This is a genomic window from Deltaproteobacteria bacterium GWA2_45_12, assembly GCA_001797365.1.
Taxonomy (GTDB): Bacteria; UBA10199; UBA10199; order UBA10199; family UBA10199; genus UBA10199.
This window is the reverse complement of record MGPH01000028.1, coordinates 24,543-42,722: the sequence shown is the minus strand read 5'-3', so window position 1 is coordinate 42,722 and position 18,180 is coordinate 24,543. Positions and strand designations below refer to the sequence as shown.

Annotated in this window: 18 protein-coding genes; all 18 read right to left on the bottom strand. The window is 44.8% G+C overall.

Annotated features, from left to right (window positions below; translation table 11 throughout):
- Positions 1-4 precede the first annotated feature (4 nt).
- The 18 genes from A2048_07850 to A2048_07765 all read right to left on the bottom strand — a co-directional run bounded on the left by A2048_07850 (position 5) and on the right by A2048_07765 (position 18,161).
- Positions 5-1,384 carry a hypothetical protein gene (locus A2048_07850; protein ID OGP09421.1) on the bottom strand — a complete coding sequence of 460 codons (1,380 nt, stop codon included), beginning with the start codon at positions 1,382-1,384 and terminating at the stop codon, positions 5-7.
- Complete coding sequence (locus A2048_07845) at positions 1,381-2,094, bottom strand: hypothetical protein (GenBank protein OGP09420.1); 714 nt, start codon at positions 2,092-2,094, stop codon at positions 1,381-1,383. The genes A2048_07850 and A2048_07845 overlap by 4 nt, the downstream gene beginning before the upstream one ends.
- Before the next feature lie 9 nt (positions 2,095-2,103).
- Positions 2,104-3,450: a hypothetical protein gene (locus A2048_07840; GenBank protein ID OGP09419.1), complete on the bottom strand. Its 1,347-nt coding sequence runs from the start codon at positions 3,448-3,450 to the stop codon at positions 2,104-2,106.
- A gap of 105 nt (positions 3,451-3,555) precedes the next feature.
- Positions 3,556-4,761: an argininosuccinate synthase gene (locus A2048_07835; GenBank protein OGP09418.1), complete on the bottom strand. Its 1,206-nt coding sequence runs from the start codon at positions 4,759-4,761 to the stop codon at positions 3,556-3,558.
- Between the two features lie 40 nt (positions 4,762-4,801).
- A complete protein-coding gene (locus tag A2048_07830; protein ID OGP09417.1) occupies positions 4,802-5,692 on the bottom strand; it encodes an ornithine carbamoyltransferase in 891 nt (296 codons plus the stop codon).
- A 137-nt stretch (positions 5,693-5,829) separates the two neighbouring features.
- On the bottom strand, positions 5,830-7,050 hold the full coding sequence (locus A2048_07825) for an acetylornithine aminotransferase (protein OGP09416.1): 1,221 nt from the start codon (positions 7,048-7,050) through the stop codon (positions 5,830-5,832).
- Positions 7,051-7,065: 15 nt separating this feature from the next.
- On the bottom strand, positions 7,066-7,947 hold the full coding sequence (locus A2048_07820; protein OGP09415.1) for an acetylglutamate kinase: 882 nt from the start codon (positions 7,945-7,947) through the stop codon (positions 7,066-7,068).
- Between the two features lie 106 nt (positions 7,948-8,053).
- Positions 8,054-9,481: an HslU--HslV peptidase ATPase subunit gene (locus A2048_07815; GenBank protein ID OGP09414.1), complete on the bottom strand. Its 1,428-nt coding sequence runs from the start codon at positions 9,479-9,481 to the stop codon at positions 8,054-8,056.
- Between the two features lie 2 nt (positions 9,482-9,483).
- Positions 9,484-10,023, bottom strand: coding sequence for an HslU--HslV peptidase proteolytic subunit (locus A2048_07810; GenBank protein ID OGP09413.1), 540 nt, complete (start codon positions 10,021-10,023; stop codon positions 9,484-9,486).
- Positions 10,024-10,135: 112 nt separating this feature from the next.
- Positions 10,136-11,053 carry a tyrosine recombinase XerC gene (locus tag A2048_07805; protein ID OGP09412.1) on the bottom strand — a complete coding sequence of 306 codons (918 nt, stop codon included), beginning with the start codon at positions 11,051-11,053 and terminating at the stop codon, positions 10,136-10,138.
- 8 nt (positions 11,054-11,061) lie between these two features.
- Positions 11,062-12,042, bottom strand: a complete 981-nt coding sequence (locus A2048_07800; protein ID OGP09411.1) for a hypothetical protein — start codon at positions 12,040-12,042, stop codon at positions 11,062-11,064.
- A gap of 102 nt (positions 12,043-12,144) precedes the next feature.
- Positions 12,145-12,918, bottom strand: a complete 774-nt coding sequence (locus A2048_07795) for a hypothetical protein (GenBank protein ID OGP09410.1) — start codon at positions 12,916-12,918, stop codon at positions 12,145-12,147.
- A 6-nt stretch (positions 12,919-12,924) separates the two neighbouring features.
- On the bottom strand, positions 12,925-13,536 hold the full coding sequence (locus A2048_07790; protein ID OGP09409.1) for a TetR family transcriptional regulator: 612 nt from the start codon (positions 13,534-13,536) through the stop codon (positions 12,925-12,927).
- 117 nt (positions 13,537-13,653) lie between these two features.
- On the bottom strand, positions 13,654-13,992 hold the full coding sequence (locus A2048_07785) for a hypothetical protein (GenBank protein ID OGP09408.1): 339 nt from the start codon (positions 13,990-13,992) through the stop codon (positions 13,654-13,656).
- Between the two features lie 221 nt (positions 13,993-14,213).
- Positions 14,214-14,933: a hypothetical protein gene (locus A2048_07780; protein ID OGP09407.1), complete on the bottom strand. Its 720-nt coding sequence runs from the start codon at positions 14,931-14,933 to the stop codon at positions 14,214-14,216.
- The gene (locus A2048_07775) at positions 14,933-15,628 is read right to left on the bottom strand and encodes a hypothetical protein (GenBank protein OGP09406.1); all 696 of its coding nucleotides are present in this window, start codon (positions 15,626-15,628) and stop codon (positions 14,933-14,935) included. The genes A2048_07780 and A2048_07775 overlap by 1 nt, the downstream gene beginning before the upstream one ends.
- Positions 15,628-16,998, bottom strand: coding sequence for a hypothetical protein (locus A2048_07770; protein ID OGP09405.1), 1,371 nt, complete (start codon positions 16,996-16,998; stop codon positions 15,628-15,630). Before A2048_07770 ends, A2048_07775 begins: the two co-directional genes overlap by 1 nt.
- 299 nt (positions 16,999-17,297) lie before the next feature.
- Positions 17,298-18,161, bottom strand: a complete 864-nt coding sequence (locus A2048_07765) for a lipoyl synthase (GenBank protein OGP09461.1) — start codon at positions 18,159-18,161, stop codon at positions 17,298-17,300.
- Between the last annotated feature and the right edge of the window lie 19 nt (positions 18,162-18,180).

Genomic DNA, 18,180 nt, shown 5'->3' with positions numbered 1-18,180 from the left:
GAATTCATATAAAATCTCTTATCATCGAAAACACATCCATCGAACGGATGTGTTTTCTATTTGGGGGGAAGGAAAGTTTCTTATTTAAAAGCAAAGGAACCAACATATGCTCAGGGCAAAGCGAACCATGCGATGCTTTGTGTTCGGGGTGTTCGTACTTTTCACGCAAATCAAAGCCGGGCTTGGCTGAAACAATCACATCCCCACATCGGGGGGACTGAAACAAAAGATATAATTGCATGAAGATATCAGGATAATGGGAATCAAAAGTGGCATCGATGGAAGCATCCAGGTCAAGAGCTACTTCCTTCTGGCTATTCGCCCAAATGCCCAAGGGCTCTCCATGCGTCCATCGATAAACCAGGTTTCCTTCATTCACCTTATACGCCCCATGTCCCCGCTCGGTAAGCAAATGAATACTGCCATCCTGCCCTTGACAGGCCAAGATATCCACCTCGGGCCTTAATCGCAACTCATCTAAGAGTAGCCCCTGCTCTTGCAAGTCTTCAAAAAAGAGGCGCCCTTCCCAACCTTTTTTTCCCTTGAAATAAAGGTGGGTCATCCCATTGCCTGAAACCATGGAAGCCGCTTCAAAATTGAATTTAAAAATATTGGTGTAGTAAAAGGTTTTGATTCCTTTTGAATCCAGAAAGGGACCAATGTCAAAATGCGTATGTGTTTCCGAAAGCCCATGGTCAGCGACAATGGCCAAGAGAGTATCTTCATACATGTTTTTTGATTGAAGTTTTTCAATGATCTTTCCTACATTAGCGTCCAACTCTTTATAGGCCTGTCTTGCCCTGGAATGAAACGGGCTGGAGCGATGGGAATATTCATCGATGCCCGGGAATACCACAAACATGAAGTCAAAATCGTCATCGATGGCGGCTAGTGCCTTGTTGGTCATGGCCGTATCCACAAATGACCAATGGTCGGTCAAATGGGCGTAATAAACATACCAGATTCTCATCCCGCTCGTTTTATCAACCCCCTTTCCGAACTTGCGTCGAATATTATTGAGGATGCTCACCGGATTTTTTGAAAGTTCAAAGATAGTCCGTACCTTCGGATCCAAATCGGAAGGCAATAACATGGTTTCAAGCCCGACATAACTGCGGAAACTTTTAAAACCCCAACCGTGCTTGGCATAATGGTCTTTATCAAACCAGCGAATGCCCGGCACATTGCAAGGCCCCGGATGAAGACCCGTTAAATAAGGAAGATAGGCCGGCCCCGTAGTGGAAGGAAAAGCCGTGACCATGGAAGTAGAAACGCCCTTTTCGGCAAAATAACGGGCCAGGTTTGGAAGATGCCCCTTCTTTAACTCATCTTGCAAAACATCGGGCCTGGCTCCATCGGCCAAAAAAAGAATGCAACGTTTCATTGCATTTCCTTCAGTTTGTTTTCCATGCGTTCAATAAGATTGGGATAACCATTTTTTGTAATAATGGTGTTGAATTGAAATTTATAGTTTTCAACCAGGGAAGCGTCATCGACGATGACATCGTATATTCTCCATCCATACGGTGTTTTTTTCAGAAGATAATGGATGTTTAAATCAATCTTTTCGGAGGGCACAAAAAGAATACTTGAAACCTTGGCCATGGTTTTTTCGGCATCAAGATAGCTTTCACTCTTGTATTGGATCTTGTACGGTTTTGATTGGTCTTTGACTTGTTCCTTTGAAAAAATGGCTTTTCGTTCCAAAAGGCGGGTCATCAAATCGCTAAAATAATGCCGGTCTTTTTCGGATAAAGGCTCCCAGTGTTTATCCAGAGCCAAGCGGCACAATTCATACAAATCAAAGGTGCCACGGATAATTTTTGCTTTAAGCTTCAGATTGTCCTGCACGTCTTCAGAAGTTAAACCAGGACCTGTTTTGTAAGATTCAACTTTCTTGTCCAAATCCTGAATGGCCTGGGTGGGTGTGGGAAACTTGTCCGGGGGCAAGGGAGTCAAGGTTTCTTCCTGTTGAGCCAGTGGATCCGATGAAGGAATAATGGCTTCCTGTGATTGCTGGGAGCTACACCCCTTTCCACACCCGGATAAAAGAGCCAATAAAAATAAACCAAGAACCAGAGAATAAAGTTTCATGTCATCTCCTTAAGATTTCATCGTATTTTTTGGGATAAGCTCACCGATTTTTCTCTTTAACGAATAAACCGCCAGATTGTAGTTAAAAATAGCCTCCAATTCCCTACCCTGAAAAATAAGATAGGACTGAATGGCCTCCAAATAATCCTTTTTTTCACCAATGCCAATATCCATATTACTCTTGGTTAAAAAAACCATTTGGCGGGCCGCTTTTTTTGCTTCGATGGCCTGGGTCAAAAGAGTTTCCGCTTCTCTAAGGTCAAGATAGGATTTTTCAATATCCAGATCCAAAGCCTGAAAAGCTGTTTTCTTTTCAAGCAAACTTTTATTGAGCTCCGCCTGGGCTTGTTTTACCTTGGCGCGCGTTTTGACAAAATCGAGCTCCCCTTTCAGCTCAAAACCAATCCCTGCCTTGGTAAAGTTAAAAGGATTATTAAAACTATCCTCATCACTGCTGCTTCCCCTTATGTTGGGGGCCCGTCCGATATCAAAAAAACCACCCATCCCCAGGTTGGGCGCATAATTAAGTTTTTCCAGTTTCAGTTTTTTCTCAAGAGCCTCTATGCCCGTGGCTAAAAGTTTATATTCGGGCAAATACTGATGGGCCTTATCAACATAAGCATTCAAGGACAAAACTTTATAGGAAACCTGCTTTAAATCCACATCCATCAAATCAACAGGGGCATCATGGTCAACACCAATAAGCAATTTTAAACCACTGAGAGCAAGCTCTTCTTTTTTGTTGGCTTCTTCCAGTTTGCGTTCAACTTCATAGATAGCCACCTTAAGCCGCAAGATTTGAAGCTGGTCGTGGACTGAATCTTTTTCAAGCTCGTTAATTTTTCCCTGAAGGGCATCATGGGCCTGTTTGCCTAAAGCCTTCAGGTCACGTGCCAACAAAATTCCCTGATAGACCTGATAAATTTTCAGGATAGTTTCATCGGCTGATCTTTGACTTTTAAGTTCGGCCGCATCAATCCCCAGCTCTGCCAATTCTTGGGCCGTCTTGATTTTTCCAAAAGTGCTCACGGCACTTCCCACTTCCACCTTGAAATTGTTAAATACACTGATATCCCCGTCAAAAAAACTGCCGGAAGCATTGTCTGTGTCTTCGGGCACGGGGGCTATGCGATGCTGATATTTTATGACAGGAATGAAGTTGGGATGAGCTTCAATCCGTTTGGCCTTGGAAACCTCAATATCCTGAACAGAGGCTAAAATCTGGCCATTTTCACGAAGGGCCATGGTGACACATTGATTAAAGTTGAGTCGTAGGACACCACTCCCTTGAGCGCTGGCCAGAGCTGGAAAAAGAATAACAAAAAGAAAAGTAAATTTTCTAACTGAGCTTTTCATGTCAAAAATAATTTTTTTTTAAAAGAAGTCTTCAGATCAACCCTTCGACAAGCTCAGGGTGTCCTTATATCGGACATGGTGAGCTCCGTCGAACCATAACATTTTTTATGAAATCCCAACCATTTTACGAATACGCAAGCGAAGGGCATTCAATTTGATGAAGCCCTCGGCATCTTTTTGGTTGTAGACGGTGTCTTTTTCAAAAGTGGCAATTTCCTGGTTAAAAAGACTGGCCTTTGCCTTTCGGCCCAACACAGTGATATTACCCTTATAAAGTTTCAAACGCGCCGTGCCTGTGACGTTTGATTGTGAGTCATCAATCAGGTTTTGGAGAAGTTCGCGTTCGGGGGCATACCAAAAGCCGTAATAAACAAGCTCGGAATATTTAGGGATGAGACCATCCCTTAAATGCAAGACTTCGCGGTCCATGGTCAGCGACTCAACAGCGCGGTGAGCCACATGTAAAATGGAACCGCCCGGAGTTTCATAAACGCCACGGCTTTTCATGCCCACAAAACGGTTTTCAACAAGATCCACACGGCCTATTCCATGTTTGCCACCAAGCATGTTTAATTTGGCAAGCAACATAGCCGGGCTCAATTTTTCACCATTGACCGCAACAGGGTTTCCTTTTTCATAGTCGATTTCAATAATCTCGGGCTTGTCAGGGGCGTCTTCAGGAGAAACCGAAAGGAGGAACATATCATCAGGGGGCGCCTTCCAGGGGTCTTCCAAAATTCCTCCTTCAAAACTGATGTGCAACAAATTACGGTCAGAGCTGTAAGGTTTTTTGGGTGTGACGGGCACAGGGATGCCGTGCTTGGCCGCATAATCAAGGAGGGACTGACGTGAATCAAGGGACCACTCGCGCCAGGGGGCAATCACATGAATGTCCGGCTTTAAGGCGTAGTAAGTAAGTTCAAAACGCACCTGATCATTGCCCTTGCCTGTGGCCCCGTGGGAAACGGCATCACAACCTTCTTTTAGGGCAATTTCAATCTGACGTTTGGCAATTAAAGGACGGGCAATGGAAGTTCCCAACAAATAACTGCCTTCATAAACCGTATTCGCACGCAACATAGGAAAAACAAAGTCCCGCACAAACTCTTCCCGAAGATCATCAATATAAATTTTGGAAGCACCCGTCTTTTTGGCTTTTTCATCCAGATGGTCCAACTCTTCTCCCTGCCCCAAATCAGCCGCAAAACAGACAACCTCGCACTGATATGTCTCGATAAGCCATCTTAAAATGACGGAAGTATCCAAACCACCAGAGTAAGCGAGAACTACTTTTTTGATTTTTTTTGTCATGAAATCGCTCTCCCTATCATGGGCGCAGCAAGCAGCGCCCCTACGTTAACAAATATTCCAACAAAGCCATTTGCACATACAGCCTGTTTTCCGCCTCATCAAAAACCACAGAATGGGGGCCATCTAAAACCTCATCAGTTATTTCTTCTCCGCGATGGGCCGGCAGGCAGTGAAGCACAATGACATCGGGACTCGCTTTTTGAAGCAGGGCCCGGTTGATCTGAAACCCCTTGAATTTTTTTCTTTTTGCCTGGGAAACCTTTTGCCCCATTGAAAACCAAGTGTCCGTATTGATTACATCGGCATGAGCCACCGCCTCAAGCGGTTTAGATGTTAATCCAATGGACTCAATTCCTTTAACACTAGAAACAAGTTCTTTGGAAGGCCCATATCCCTTGGGACAGGCCACGTGAAGATTAAAATTCAATAACAGGGCCGCTTCAATCCAGGTGTTTGTCATATTGTTGCCATCACCAATGTAGGCGATTTTCAAATCATCCCATTTCCCTTTTTTCTCCAGGATGGTCATAAGATCGGCAAGCACCTGACAAGGATGGGCGTCATCGGTTAATCCATTAATCACAGGAATGGAAGCATGGCTTGCCAATTCTTCCAGATCGGCCTGGGAATAAGCACGCAAAACAAGGGCATCCAGATAACGCGATAAAACCCGGGCGGTATCCGCATAGGTTTCCCCACGGGAAATCTGGCTTGAAGACTGGCTGAGATAAATACTGGTGCCCCCCAGCCTTCCCATGGCTACCTCAAATGAAATACGCGTACGCGTTGATTCTTTTTCAAAGATAAGTCCCAACACCTTCCCATTTAAAAGAGTCAGTGGCTGACGATTTTTTTTGAAATAAAGGGCTCTATCCAAAATGGATAAAATGGTTTCGGCCCCCAAATTTTTTAATGTAAGACAATGTTTCATTTATTATATTTTAGCGTCATAAATAACTGCGCATTTCTGTCATCCCCGAATGATTTTGTCGGGGATCCACTATTTGAGCAATGTAGATTCCCGATAAAAGCACTCGGGAATGACGATATGAGAACATACACAATCATTTAAGATGTCATATTTAGCTCGCCCAGGATTTGGTCGAGGATAAGGGCCGCTTTTTTAATTTCTGCCTTTGTAACAACCAAAGGGGGAACGAAACGCAGAGTTTTATTTTGGATACAATTAAAGAGCATTCCTTTGTCCCTGGCTTTGGCTACAACCTGTGATGCCAAATCGTCTTTTAAATCACAGGCCAGCATCAAACCACGTCCACGTACGTTTTCAATCACAGGATGTTTTTCTTTAAGCTTATGGAGAATTTGCAGGAAATACGATCCTTTTTCCAGAATCTTTTCCAAAAAAGATTTTTTTGAAATAACCGATAAAATAGCCAACCCTACAGCACACGCCAGGGGATTTCCTCCAAAGGTGGAAGCATGAATGCCGGGTCTGGCCACCGATGCGATTTTATCGGAAGCCAAAACAGCGCCCACAGGAAAGCCACAGCCCAAGCCCTTAGCCAAGGCCACCATGTCGGGAGTAATGCCGGTTTGCTGATAAGCAAACAAAGAACCAAGCCTCCCCATCCCCACCTGCACCTCGTCTAAGATAAGCAAAATATTTTTTTGGGAACACAGTTCTCTTAAACGGGACAAATAGGAAGCATCAGGGATATTGACTCCGCCTTCGCCCTGAACGGGCTCTACCAACACAGCGCACGTTTTTTCTGTAATGGCCCCGGAAATTTTTTCAATATCGTCATAAGGGACAATTTTAAATCCTTCCACCAGAGGGCCAAAACCTTCCCGGTATTTCTTTTGTGCCGTGGCCGATAAAGCGCCCAAGGTTCTTCCATGAAACGAGTTTTCACAAACAATAATTTCATACCTGTCTGAAGAATAATTCTTGATGCTGTAATACCTGGCCAGTTTGATACAGGCTTCAACAGCTTCAGCTCCTGAATTGCAAAAAAAAGCCTTATCCAGGCCGGAATATTTTATTAATTCGGAAGCCAGCAACCCCTGCTCCCTTATTTCATACAAATTAGACAAGTGAATAAGCCGCACTGCCTGGGCTTTAATGGCCTTGACCATGGCCGGATGAGCATAACCCAAATTGTTTACAGCCACACCCGCGACAAAATCGAGATATTTTTTTCCTGATTCATCCCAAAGAGTGGCTCCCCTCCCCTTGACAAAAGAAAGAGGAATGCGGGCATAGGTGGGCAAAACATATTTTTGGAATAAATCATGGGTCGGCAAAATTGGGGGTTTTTTGGGAGACATGATCGTTGAAAAATATTAATGGGTGATAAGGGTTCCAACCCCTTTATCAGTGAAAATTTCAAGAAGAAGGGCATGTTGAACCCGGCCATCAATAATATGGACCGACTGTACCCCTTTTTCCAAAGCCTCCATCGCACATTTAAGTTTTGGAATCATCCCCCCTGTCGCCACACCTGTATCAATCAATTTTTTGCTTTCAGCCAGGGTGAGTGTGGGGATAAGACTTTCTTCCTTGTTTTTAACTCCGTTAATATCCGTCATCAGCAATAATTTTTCGGCCTTTAAAGCCCCTGCCACATTGGCCGCCACGAAATCGGCATTAATATTAAGCGACTCGCCCGTCTCGGAAACCCCCACAGGGGCAATGACGGGAATAAAAAGCGAGTCTTCCATCTTTGTGATCACATCCGTATTGATTTTATCAACAACCCCCACCAAGCCCATATCGATGAGCTCGGAGGTTTTTTTTGTCTTTTTTACTTTCTGCGGATCCATTCTGGAGGCCTGGATAAGCTGGCCATCTTTGCCGGAAAAACCAAGGGCAGAACCACCGTTTAAATTGATGAGCCCGACTATTTCCTTGTTCACTTTCCCAACCAACACCATTTCAACCACATCCATGGTGTCCGAATCGGTAATACGAACTCCGTTATGAAACTTGGGTTCAATACCCATTTGCTTCAACACTTTTTCTATTTGTGGCCCGCCCCCGTGCACAATCACCGGATGTAGCCCGATCAGCTTCATCATGATGACATCCCGCGCAAAACTTTTCTTGAGCCCTTCATCTTCCATGGCATGTCCGCCATATTTAACAACCAGGCGCTTTCCCTTGAATCTTTGAATATAGGGAAGGGCTTCCATCAAGATTTTTGCTTTTTCGATCAGTTCTTCCATTATTTTCTCCGTAAATCTAATCGATGAACGGGTACCAAACGGAGTCGAGATGGCCCTTCGACCCCTCGACTCCGCTCGGGGACCACTTCGCTTGGGGACCAAACATTTACAAAATATAACGACTCAAATCCTGGTTTTTCATCACCGTGGCCAAGCATTGTCTTACATACTTGGCATCTACAACAAACTTTTGTCCCGATTTTTCGCTGGCATCAAAGGATATTTCATCCAAAACACGTTCCATAATGGTGTAAAGCCTGCGAGCTCCGATATTTTCCATTTGTTCATTGGCCAATGCGGCCAACTTCGCTACTTCCCTTAAACCCTCTTCAGTAAGATCAAGTTCAACCCCTTCGGTGGCCAAAAGCGCCTTGTACTGTTTTGACAGTGAGTTTTGGGGTTCTGTTAAAATACGGATAAAATCTTCTTCTTTAAGCGATTGCAATTCCACACGAATGGGAAAACGCCCCTGTAATTCAGGAATAAGATCGGAGGGCTTTGAAACATGAAACGCCCCCGCCGCCACAAACAAGATATGATCGGTCTTTACCATTCCATAACGCGTACTGACAGTGCTCCCTTCAACAATGGGTAAAATATCGCGTTGCACCCCCTCGCGTGAAACATCGGGCCCGCGGCCAGAGCCTTCACGCGAAGCGATTTTGTCAATTTCATCGATAAACACGATTCCATTTTGCTCGACACGAACAATGGCTTTTTTAACTACCTCATCCATTTCTATTAATTTGGCGGCTTCCTCGGTTGTAAGAATTTTAAGCGCCTCTGGCACTTTCACCTTTTTTCGTTTACGCCCCGCGGGCATCATGCCTGAAAACATTTCTCGCAAATTTTTTCCGATATCTTCCAGGCTGCCACCGGCTGTCACCACTTCGATCATGGGCATTCCACCGGAACGTGGACCGGCATCGGGCTGCAATTCAACACTGCGGTTATCTAGTTTCCCCGTTCGGAGCATCAGCTTCATTTTTTCACGAGTATCGTCTTTTTCTTCTTCTACCAAAGAAGGCGGTGGTTCCTGGATCGGTACATCAAAAACCATTCCTCCCTCCTGTGAAAGAGGGGCCGCCTGCTTTGGGCGTTGCGATTTTTTGGGAAGAAGCAAATCAAGCAATCGTTCTTCCGCCAACTCCTCGGCCTTTACTTTGACTTTTTCTTCTTCTTCGGAGCGAACCATATTGATGGCCGTGTCCAAAAGCTCACGAATCATCGATTCGACATCCTTCCCCACATAACCCACTTCCGTAAATTTGGAGGCTTCCACCTTGATGAAGGGGGCATTGGCCAGTTTTGAAAGGCGCCGGGCAATCTCCGTTTTTCCCACACCGGTGGGGCCAATCATAATGATGTTCTTGGGGGTGATTTCATCCTTAAGGTCGGCACTCACTTGTTGCCTTCGCCAACGATTGCGCATGGCAATGGCCACGGCCCTTTTGGCTTCGTGCTGGCCGATGATGAACCGATCAAGCTCGGACACAATTTCGCGCGGGATAAAGTTTTTTAAGTCGTTGGACATAATTAAGAAATCTCTTCTAAAACAATTTGGTTATTGGTGTAAATACAGATTTCAGAAGCCACCTTCATGGCCTCCATGACAATATCCTTGGCCGGAAGTTTTGTGTGCCTGGCCAAAGAACGTGCCGCGGCCAGTGCAAAGGGGCCACCGGACCCAATGGCTGCAATGCCATCTTCATTATCAATGACGTCCCCATTACCTGATAAAACCAGAATATTTGATTTGTCCGCCACCAAAAGCATGGCTTCCAGGCGACGCAGCATTTTATCCATGCGCCATTCCTTGGCCATTTCAACAGCCGCGCGCACAAGCTGGCCATTATATTCGTTAAGCTTTACCTCAAACTTCTCAAATAAAGTAAAAGCATCTGCTGTTGATCCGGCAAAGCCGGCCAATACTTTTCCATCATGAAGGGTCCGGATTTTTTTTGTATTTGATTTAAGGACCGTTTGATTGAAGGTCACCTGCCCATCACCCGCCAGGGCCAGGTTGCCGTCACGCAAAACGGCCAGGATTGTTGTGCTTTTTATTTTTTCTTGCATTTAATTCTCCTATGTAGGGGCGATCCTTGTGATCGCCCATTTCAGGGCGAATACCCTCCTGAGGCGGGCAGGCAAGGTTCGCCCCTACGTTTTTGTCAATTCGTTATATCCCTCATGCCTTTGGATGCGCCGAATCATACACCTTCATCAATTGTTCCACATTGACATGGGTATATTTTTGGGTGGTTGACAAATTTGCATGCCCCAAGAGTTCTTGAATGGACCGCAAATCGGCCCCGGCATTCAATAAATGGGTGGCAAAAGTGTGCCGTAAGCCATGGGGCGATATTTCTTTACCCAACCCCGATCTGACTAAAGCCTGCCTCACCAAACGTTGAACACTCCTTACATTCAGACGCTCGCCCCTACGATTTAAAAAAACAGACGATGTTTTGTTTGTCGTTTTTAATTGGGCCAATACTTTATCCCGTTTTTCCAAGTAGATTTTCAGTTTTTCAATGGCTTTTTTCCCCACGGGCACAATACGCTCTTTGCGTCCCTTTCCCAAGACTTTAACCAACCTGTTTTCCAAATCAACACAGGTTTCATCCAGCCCCACCAGTTCACTAACGCGTAAGCCCGATGAATAAAGTAATTCCAAGATGGCACAATCCCGTCTTCCCTGAAAATCGTCGGTTACCGCAATATCTAAAAGGGCAAAAATTTCATCCACATTTAAAAAACGGGGCAATTTTTTGGGAATTTTTGGGGATGAAATCGCCTTGGCCGGGTTCTGGCTTAAAACACCTCTTTTAACCCAAAAATGAAAGAAAGTTCGCAAAGTCGAAAGTTTTCGCGCTACAGTAGCAGGACTTTTCCCTTGAAATATAAAAGATAAAAACCCCCTTAGTATTAATGGGTTAACTTTATTTAGTTCAAGTTTTTTATTATTTATACATTCTGGACTGAATTGATGCAGGTATCCCCAAAACTCTTTGAGATCATGGAGGTAGTTTTTAACCGTATGGGGGGAAGCTTGCTTTTCGTGCAAGAGAGCCTCCCTAAAAACCTCAAAACTTGGATCATTCATGTTTGGCTTTAACTTTCAGCAACCACTTTTTTAAGTTCGTCCGTCAAAAGAGGGATTACGGTAAATAAATCTCCTACAATGCCATAGTCCGCTTTTGAAAAAATGGGAGCTTCGGGGTCTTTGTTAATGGCGACAATCACCTTGGAAGTACGCATCCCCGCCAAATGCTGAATGGCCCCGGAAATACCACAGGCCATGTAAAGTTTTGGATTGACCACTTTTCCGGTTTGCCCCACTTGCATGTCATGGGGGGCATATCCTGAATCAACGGCGGCACGGCTAGCTCCTACAGTGGCCCCTATCACATCGGCCATGGCGTTTAAAATCTTGAAATTATCCGCATTGGCCATCGCACGCCCTCCGGAGACAATGATTTCAGCTTCGGTCAAATCTTGCTTGCCAACAACTCCTTGCACCTTTTCCTTCATCACACAACGCAGTTCAGAAATTTGGGGTGAAAGCTTGATAATCTCGGGGGCAGCTCCTGTGGATGCCTCATTGGTTGGGAAAGAATTGGGACGGCATGTCGCCAACTGAACGGGTGTTTTATACGAAACTTCAACCAGGGTTTTTCCCGAAAAAACAGGACGTTTGGCAACAAGTTTTCCGTTATCCAGACGAAGTTCGATGGCATCGGTGGCAAGACCCGCCTTCACACTGACTGCCAAACGGGGAAAAACATCTTTTCCTGTGGGAGATGCCGTTCCCAAAACAATGCTTGGTTTGAACTGGTTGATCACCTGAACCAGAATTTCTTTGAAGGCAATAGTATTGTAGTTGGCCAGTTTTTCATCTTCGACCACAATGGCGGCCTTGGCGCCAAAACAAGCCACTTGGCCCGGCAAATCACCCACCTTATTTCCAATAAACAAACAAAAAACTTTTCCCCCAGATTCGCCTGCCAACTGGCTGGCCTTGGAAACAAGTTCAAAGGTTGTTTTTTTCACTTTACCGTCTGCATGTTCGCCTAATACAAGAATGTCGGTCATGATTTTCTCCTCTTTAGGGGTGGTCACCGAGCGGAGTCGAGGTGTCCCTTCGACCCCTCGACTCCGCTCGGGGACCACTTCGCTCAGGGACCATGCCCAGTACTATATCACTTTTGCTTCTTCCCTGAGCAAACGGGCCAATTCTTTGGCCTGTTGGGCTGGCTCTCCATCCAGTTTCTTGCCGGCTTTACGTTCAGGGGGCAGTTGGTAGTTTACAAATTGAACCAGCGACTGACTTCCCGCCAACAAATCGGTTGAAAGCAGTTTTTGAACGGGCTTGGTTTTTGCCTTCATGATGCCGGGTAAAGAAGCGTAACGAGGGGTATTAAGCCCCTTTTCACAACCCACAAGAATGGGGAGTGGGGTTTCATAAATTTCCTTGGCCCCTCCACTGACACGGCGAGTAACAACAGCTGTTTTGGCATCCTTTAGCTCAAATTTTTCGATGACCATGACTTGGGGAATGTTTAAAATTTCGGCAATCATTTGGGCCGTCTGGCCGGCATCTTCATCGATGGCCTGTTTGCCGCAAAAAATGACATCAAAATTATTTTGCCCAATCACTTTAGCCAAAACTGTGGCCACACTAAAACTATCCAACCATCCTCCCGTATGTTGAATATGAATCCCTTTATCCATGCCCATGGCCAGGGCTGTTCTAATGGCTTCAACAGCACGGTCGGGCCCCAAAGAGATGGCGACGGCCTCACTGCCAGGATTTTTTTCCCTGGTTTTAATGGCCTCTTCCACAGCAAATTCACAATAAGGATTTACAATGTATTTGATATCCGATTCTTCGATACCACTGGCATCGGCCTTGATACGAATTTTTGTTTCGGTGTCGGGAACTTGTTTCAAAAGAGCGGCTATTTTCATATTTTTTTATTCCTTTCTTTCCATCATTCCTTCAATAAAGAGAAGGCATAATTCCTTGGCGGCTTCTTCAATGGAATATCGCTTCTTGTTCATCAAAACCCATTCCAAGGCCATTTCATCAATGGCTCCAAAAATGGCTCTTTTAACCAAGGTGGGATTTAAACTTTTCTTGAACAAGCCTTGTTGCTGACCCTCTTCAATGACGGATCGAACAATATTTAAATACTCAAAAAATTTCTCGTTGGCGTATTCCTTTACAAATTTGGCACTCTGACGAAGTTCTACCTGGATAACATGAGCCAAATGGGGATTGTTTTGAACCAGTTTTAAATGGAGATAAACAAACTTTTTAAGTTTGTCGACAGCGTTTTTGGCTCCTTTAAGCTCTTCGTAAGCCGATCCTATAAAAAACTGGATGCTATGCTCGAAAATGGAAATGAGCAGATCGTCCTTGTTCTTGAAATAAAGGTAAATGGTCCCATCGGCCACGTCCGCCATACGCGCAACATCGGCGACCGTACTGTTGTAAAAGCCTTGTTTGGCAAAAACATGGACTGCCGCGTCCATGATTTTTTGCCGTTTATCAACCGAACTCTTTTTGGCTGGAGAGTTTACCATACAGAAAATATCACAAAAATGAATGGTGATTCATTCATGAATCAAGCCATTTTGTCAAGGATTTAATCCTGAACTATTGTTTAAATTCAAGGGGATGGGACATGGCGCGCCAAAGGCTTACTTTTCTTCCTCGTCTTCATCAAAACTTTCTTCATCCATATCGCTTGCTTCATCAAAATTGAGGTCTTCTGTTTCCTCTTCGTCATCATCTCTGGCTTCAAAGGAAAGGCTATCATCAACCCAGATATTGTTGTCATAGTCGTCAATTTCAAGAGTATCCGTCATGATTTCATCGACAATAAGTAAATCTTCATCGCTGGCCACTCTTCCTGCCAAAACAGGGCGTCCCTTGTTCATTTCAAATTCGACAAAATCAACACGCACACGCCCATCTTCCTTCATGGCATCTTTAATGACATCAATGAATTCTTCACCGGTTAAATCGTCATAGCTCATAAATCTTCCTTTTTAAAATTCGATTATAGGGGCTCGCGTCGCCCCCTCCATCGGCAAAGCCGCTGGAGCCTCCCCCTCACCGCCGCCGTGCGGCTGATTGTCAACTCTCCAACCCTTTTGTTTGGAGTTAAAATTAAACATTCAAGTCAACATTCTTGCGTCAAAGAGAGCCAAGGGAGAAAAACGAGGGGGATATTAAATATCCGAAAACAAAGATCAAGCTAAAAATCGTTTAGAACCATGGAAAGCGTTTGTTCTGCTTTGGCCCTATCTTCCGGAGTATCCACTTCAATCCAATAAGAACCACTCACATCCAAGGGGCAAACGTCTTCTCCCCTGTCTGAAAGAGCCTGGATAACACTTTCAACAGCCACTTTGTCCCCCTTCGTTTTTAAAACCTCCATGGCCGTTTCCCAGTATAAAGAAAGACGATCTTTGGGAATGAAACTACAGCCAATGTACCCAAGATCAAAATCGGAAAGTGTTTTTGAAATTGCCTGGACATTTCCCTTGGCATTTAATTTCACCTTCATGTCATCCTGGGTCAAGGCGCGATCGTGGTCACATAGGATGCGGATGTTTTCCGGATTTTTTTGTAATGAAAAAATTTTCCCTAAAATGCGTGGTGAATAAAGATGATCCGCATTCATGAGAAAAAACGAATCATTTAAAAATTCCTTGGCTGCCAAAAGAGAAAGGATGCTTCCGCGGGAATAATGGGTGTTACTAAGAAGTTTGATGGAAGAATCTTTTTGGGTCACAAGAGCCAGCTGGTCAATGCAATAACCGCCCACGACATAAATGGTGCCATCAAAAAAAGATCTCAACCCATCTAAAAGATGAACCAAAAGGGATTTGCCCTTGAGGGAAACAAGGGATTTGGGTTGATCAATATTTCCCAGGCGAACGCCCATCCCTGCAGCTAAAATAAGGATATTCATTATAATGAGATCAACGGTCGTGCCGAACGTTTTAAAACAAAATCTTCTGAAGAATCTTGCTTGGCCAAGAGAAGTGGAAGTTCTTCAAAGGAAGAAACGGAACAAAGTGATGGAAATTCTTTTTCAAAATCCGTTTTTGAAAAAGTACCCAAACGGGCCACAAAAGAAACACCGGACTGACGGGCCAACCTTCCGTCATGAAGGGAATCTCCCACCATGAAGGTGTCTGAAGGCAAAAGACCAAGGCAATGAAAAAGCCAACGGAAATGATCGGCCCCTTTTAAAAAATTGGGTCTAAACCCCATGACCATGTCAAAATGTAAATCAAATTGCTCTATTTTTTGGCTCACCAAAGCCTGATCGTTGTTGGAGGAAACCGCCAGATGATAGCCTTCACTCTTTAAAAGATGAAGACCCGCTTTTACATCCTCAAAAAGAGGGGCATGAACGTAATATTTTTCTTTTAGATCATCAAAAAGCGTAACCGCCCCACTATTACGAGAGTCTTGTGGAAAAATTTTGTCCAACTGAAAAGGAAAAGGAAGCCCGGAAGTTTGTTGGTATTGGGTGCGAGCCCACAAAGGAGAAACGTCGTAAATTTCCTGGATGACCTTTTGGGCTATATCGGCCAGCCCACTCATGGAATCAACCAAAGTACCATCCAGATCAAAAACAACGCATTTTTTTTTGCTCATTAATGGACTCCGCATTTTTTCACCGCATCCACCACTTTAGGGATAAACACATTAAAAAAATCATCATAACGCAGGGCTTGGGGAAGTTTGATCTTTGGGTTATCGGTCATCACCACACCCTGGCTTACATCCTGAAAGAGAGCCCCGTGAGTTCCCTTGTGTCCAAATTTAAGCTGTGTACCGGTTAAGGCAGCCATGCTGCCAAATTGATACTTTGGTTTCAAGCTAAAAAGAATCCCGGCCTTGTTTTCAACCAAATGATGAAAAGCATCATACAAACGGTAACCGGCATCGGGGTATTGTTCGTTCCATGTCTTCTTAAACCATTGGTCATCTGAAAGCTTCAAAATGGTTTTGCCACCAAGATAATGCAAGGGATCGCCTTTTATCGAAACATATTTGTAGTGGCGCTTTGATTCATATTCAAAATAAGCCTCTTCGTTTTTTCCATTAAGCACGTAAATCCGGTTTTTTTCGGGCCAGAAAACAAGATCAATGCCCTCCACTCCATTGACAAGTCTTGCCACTTCGGTGACAGAAGATGGGTGGGTAAACAGGGCTCCGGCGCTCAAAAGCCCAAACCGAACCGTAACCACATTCTTTGGATTGTTGCGCAAATGGCTGGCAAGCTTGAAACCCCGGCCTTTGATGACTTTTTCAATGTCCGCAGCCGTCATCAAATGCATCTTGTCGTAATGGAATCCATGATCTGAAAACAGGACGATTTCCAATGGCGCATGAAATTTGTTTTCATATTCTTTCTTTATTCGTTCCAAATAGGAATCCATGAATTTCATGAAACGCTTGGTGCGGTTGCGTCCCAACAAGTGCTGGGCTCCGTCGGTACCGCCCAAATACGAAAAGACCACTTTTTTAGGGCTATTCATGACCAATCTTCTTGCACGTTCGAGGTCTTGCATGCCGGCGACCCCGGGAAATCCGTACATAATGGCCTTTTCCGTCATGGTATGCCTGAAGGAATCAAAATAATATTTGTAATTAATGGGAATTTTATAAACATCAAAAGGCGTCCCCCCGATAATCTTGTCATCTTTGAAGGAATAAAAACGGGTCTCGTAACCGGGAACAGTGCCTACATCAAGCGCTTGAAAAATGCCTGTAAAGCCGATGGTCGTGGCTGACGGAAAAGGAACAATCAGCGGAATCGGTTCAGAAAAACCGCGATAATAGCCCTCGTCTTTAAGTTCCTTCATCATGGCATAGCCCATGCCATCCAAACCGATAAAAAGGATTTTTCTATCCAGGGTATCCGTCTTGGGAAGAACCCTGACGTGCGGTTTATGAAACCCGCAATGAGTAAGCCCCAGCAGAAAAAACAAAATCAAAAAAGAACGCAGGGAAAAACGCATAAAAAAGCTCCTGAAAGTAAATGGCGCACTTCATCATTTTTGGAATTTTGTGTCAATGAAAGTGATGCTAATCTTTGGACACCTCTATAAACGTCACCCCCGCCACGCTAATCCTCGGTACTCCGAGGATTTCTGAGAGCGGGGGCCCAGTATTGGATTCCTGCCAACAGAACCCCGCGTTGCGGGGTCACGTGGCAGGAATGACGATTTTATTTTTTTATTGTAATTAAAATAACGGGAAACCATTGGAAATAAAGCTCAAGCCAATTCTGTCCAAAGGTCAAAAGTGATGAAAAACATCAAACCGAAAACGTTTGTTCATAAAGCTCATCGGCCAGATAGGAAGAGCGTACAAAGGGGCCGGCAAAAACGGCTTTGAAGCCCATTTGAAGACCGCGTTTGTGGTATCCTTCGAACTTTTCAAGGGGAATGTATTCTTTAACGGGAAGATGTTTCAAGGTGGGTTGAAGGTATTGACCCAGGGTGAGCATGTCGCAGCCATGGTTTAAAAGATCCTGCATCGATTCCAGAATTTCTTCCTCGGTTTCGCCCAAGCCCAGCATGAGACCCGACTTGGTCAATTGATTTGGATAATTTTTTTTGACCCATTTTATCACCTGAAGGGAACGATCATACCTGGCCGCAGAACGAACCCCGGGCGTAAGCCGGCGAACAGTTTCCAGGTTGTGATTGTAAATTTTTGGTTCTGCCTGGCAAACTTTGTCGATGAGCTCCCCTTTCCCCTGAAAATCGGGGGTAAGCACTTCCACAATCATCAAAGGATGGATTTCTTTCATCGTTTGAACGGTTTTTCCAAAATGGGTGGCCCCCAAGTCGGGCAGATCGTCCCGATCCACCGACGTAATCACAATGTGTTTCAAACCCGCATCCCCCGCCCATTTGGCGACATTTTCCGGTTCATTTGGATCAAGGGGTTTGGGACGGCCCGTGGCCACTGCACAAAACTTGCAAGCGCGCGTGCAGGTATCGCCCATGATCATGACGGTGGCCACACCCTTGGAAAAGCATTCGGAAATATTGGGGCAACGCGCTTCTTCGCATACTGAATGCAGGGTGAGGCCACGCAACCTGGCCTGCATGCCTGTCAGGGCGGCAACGTCCAGGCGTTTTTTAAGCCATGGGGGTTTGAGTAAGGGTTGCATAATGCTTTCGGTTGCTGAG

Bases quoted from the DNA above. Each gene is read 5' to 3' on its own strand.
- A2048_07850 (OGP09421.1), bottom strand. From the start codon at position 1,384: ATGAAACGTTGCATTCTTTTTTTGGCCGATGGAGCCAGGCCCGATGTT.
- A2048_07845 (OGP09420.1), bottom strand. From the start codon at position 2,094: ATGAAACTTTATTCTCTGGTTCTTGGTTTATTTTTATTGGCTCTTTTA.
- A2048_07840 (OGP09419.1), bottom strand. From the start codon at position 3,450: ATGAAAAGCTCAGTTAGAAAATTTACTTTTCTTTTTGTTATTCTTTTT.
- A2048_07835 (OGP09418.1), bottom strand. From the start codon at position 4,761: ATGACAAAAAAAATCAAAAAAGTAGTTCTCGCTTACTCTGGTGGTTTG.
- A2048_07830 (OGP09417.1), bottom strand. From the start codon at position 5,692: ATGAAACATTGTCTTACATTAAAAAATTTGGGGGCCGAAACCATTTTA.
- A2048_07825 (OGP09416.1), bottom strand. From the start codon at position 7,050: ATGTCTCCCAAAAAACCCCCAATTTTGCCGACCCATGATTTATTCCAA.
- A2048_07820 (OGP09415.1), bottom strand. From the start codon at position 7,947: ATGGAAGAACTGATCGAAAAAGCAAAAATCTTGATGGAAGCCCTTCCC.
- A2048_07815 (OGP09414.1), bottom strand. From the start codon at position 9,481: ATGTCCAACGACTTAAAAAACTTTATCCCGCGCGAAATTGTGTCCGAG.
- A2048_07810 (OGP09413.1), bottom strand. From the start codon at position 10,023: ATGCAAGAAAAAATAAAAAGCACAACAATCCTGGCCGTTTTGCGTGAC.
- A2048_07805 (OGP09412.1), bottom strand. From the start codon at position 11,053: ATGAATGATCCAAGTTTTGAGGTTTTTAGGGAGGCTCTCTTGCACGAA.
- A2048_07800 (OGP09411.1), bottom strand. From the start codon at position 12,042: ATGACCGACATTCTTGTATTAGGCGAACATGCAGACGGTAAAGTGAAA.
- A2048_07795 (OGP09410.1), bottom strand. From the start codon at position 12,918: ATGAAAATAGCCGCTCTTTTGAAACAAGTTCCCGACACCGAAACAAAA.
- A2048_07790 (OGP09409.1), bottom strand. From the start codon at position 13,536: ATGGTAAACTCTCCAGCCAAAAAGAGTTCGGTTGATAAACGGCAAAAA.
- A2048_07785 (OGP09408.1), bottom strand. From the start codon at position 13,992: ATGAGCTATGACGATTTAACCGGTGAAGAATTCATTGATGTCATTAAA.
- A2048_07780 (OGP09407.1), bottom strand. From the start codon at position 14,933: ATGAATATCCTTATTTTAGCTGCAGGGATGGGCGTTCGCCTGGGAAAT.
- A2048_07775 (OGP09406.1), bottom strand. From the start codon at position 15,628: ATGAGCAAAAAAAAATGCGTTGTTTTTGATCTGGATGGTACTTTGGTT.
- A2048_07770 (OGP09405.1), bottom strand. From the start codon at position 16,998: ATGCGTTTTTCCCTGCGTTCTTTTTTGATTTTGTTTTTTCTGCTGGGG.
- A2048_07765 (OGP09461.1), bottom strand. From the start codon at position 18,161: ATGCAACCCTTACTCAAACCCCCATGGCTTAAAAAACGCCTGGACGTT.